Raw genomic sequence first — 1,850 nt, forward strand, 5'->3', positions numbered from 1 at the left:
TCATATGTACCCAATAATGGATTACGCCAAGCGGCGTTGTATATGTTTTTTCATTCATTGATATTCTCCTTTCGATAACCCGGCTCCTCATCATTTGAGCCATATCTTTGGCCAAACTGTACCATTACTATAAAAAATAAAAAACAAAAGAAACTCCTTTTTATCGAAGTCACCATTTGTAATCATAATTTCCTGCACTACACCACTTAGTTTTATCATATAGCCTGTTTCGCCATATCCATTTTTCCTATAAAATGCTTTGCGCCTTTTTCTTACTTCTATATCTGGTGCACTATCATCGCATGGCTCAATGGAAACCATGATCTTCTTATCAGGATATCTATTTTTTATCTCTTTCAATATAGCACTGCCATAACCTTTAGTGCGAAGGCTCTCATCCACTGCCAGAAACATAATAAATATCATTTTACGATTAACGGCAAAATAGATAAATCCACATGGGATATCTCCATCATAAAAACTTAAGAATTGTGTATTCCATAACTTGGACATCAAAACCATCATGAAAAACGGCATTCTCTCGTTTTTAGGAAACGCATCGAAATAGATGCGTTTTATGTTCCTGCTTCTTAACTTTACTTTCGTAATATCAAGCTGCATAAATCATCCCTCCAAAATAAACAATAGATTGCACGTTAATTACTTTCATCTTTCTTTACTTTTTCTTTTTTTCCAGACGTTCCCTGCAATTAGCGCAATACCGGCCGCTGTCAGCCAGACATATACCTCGACGAGAATCAGGGATATTCCGCTTTTCGCCGCCAGCACCGCCACGCCGTCCAAAACAGCATGCAAAAAGATTGCCAGAATATAAAGTCTGCCTTTGATTGTCTTGCCCACAGCGGCATGCCAGACAATCACAGATAAGCCAATCTGCGCGGTAATTGCGGCAAGGCGCTCTATAGGACTTAGAATAAAATGCCAGGATGGTGTCTGAATCAGAGTGTCAAACGCTGTCTGCAGTGTGCTTCTGGCAGACTCATCCAAAGGCTCAAGAAGCGTCTGTGCCTGTCCCCAATTAATCATAACCGAATATACAAGGTTATTGAGCATTCCAATTGTCAGAACCATAAACATTTCAAATCCACCATGTCCTGCGCCATACATCAGCGCATTATAGGTGTTGCAATGTTCCTTCTTCAGTACATAGCGCATTGTAAGCAAACGCCCTGTCTCTTCAAACAATCCTGCCATCAGTGATGCATAAAGCGCATACAGCCAGATATTACCCTGTATCACCGCACCGACCGCAGACCCTAATACTACGCTGTGGACAAGCTGCTCAAGCACCATTGCAAATAAAAGCATGGTTGCACAACCTACCAGAAAGCTTTTGATACATGCCTTGTATTTCTTTTTGAAAGATACCATAATTACAACAGGGATCAGAACACCCAAAATCATATTTACAATAATCATTACTATAGATAACTTAGATACCATATCATGCCTCCCAAAATAATAATAATTATCATGCGTAAAATGTCATATTTTTAAGATTATTTACTGAATCCGTGAAGTTCCATTTTTATAAAAAATAGCCTATGATTGTAGTTATATTTTATAGGCTGCACACTAATTACAATCAATCATATAGGTCAAAAGGGCACACCACCCCCTTTGAATTTCAATAACCAGTTTATAATGACTTATTGACTGCACAATTCACAGAAATCTGCAAATATATGCCTCCATACATTACTCTTCCCAAGTCCCACAATGAGTTGTCTGGCGTGGGATGTTATATGACATGCCATCATAATAAGATTGCTGATTACCGTATGCAGGCGGCGACGTTTTACATCTCGTTTCTGCCTTGGAGCACGACC

The 1,850-nt window shown here is 39.1% G+C and carries 2 protein-coding genes and 1 pseudogene; all 3 read right to left on the reverse strand.

What is annotated here, in order from left to right; all coding sequences use genetic code 11:
* Window positions 1-90: 90 nt before the first annotated feature.
* Entirely contained in the window at window positions 91-621 is a 531-nt protein-coding gene (locus tag ACTQ1L_RS15155; protein ID WP_441368083.1) for a GNAT family N-acetyltransferase, read from the reverse strand.
* 45 nt (window positions 622-666) lie between these two features.
* The gene (locus ACTQ1L_RS15160) at window positions 667-1,464 is read right to left on the reverse strand and encodes a YhfC family intramembrane metalloprotease (RefSeq protein ID WP_279206524.1); all 798 of its coding nucleotides are present in this window, start codon (window positions 1,462-1,464) and stop codon (window positions 667-669) included.
* 206 nt (window positions 1,465-1,670) lie between these two features.
* A pseudogene (locus ACTQ1L_RS15165) lies at window positions 1,671-1,850 on the reverse strand (IS1380 family transposase); the annotation flags it as partial.

Source organism: Agathobacter sp. LCP21S3_B2 (assembly GCF_052118705.1).
Lineage (GTDB): Bacteria > Bacillota > Clostridia > Lachnospirales > Lachnospiraceae > Roseburia.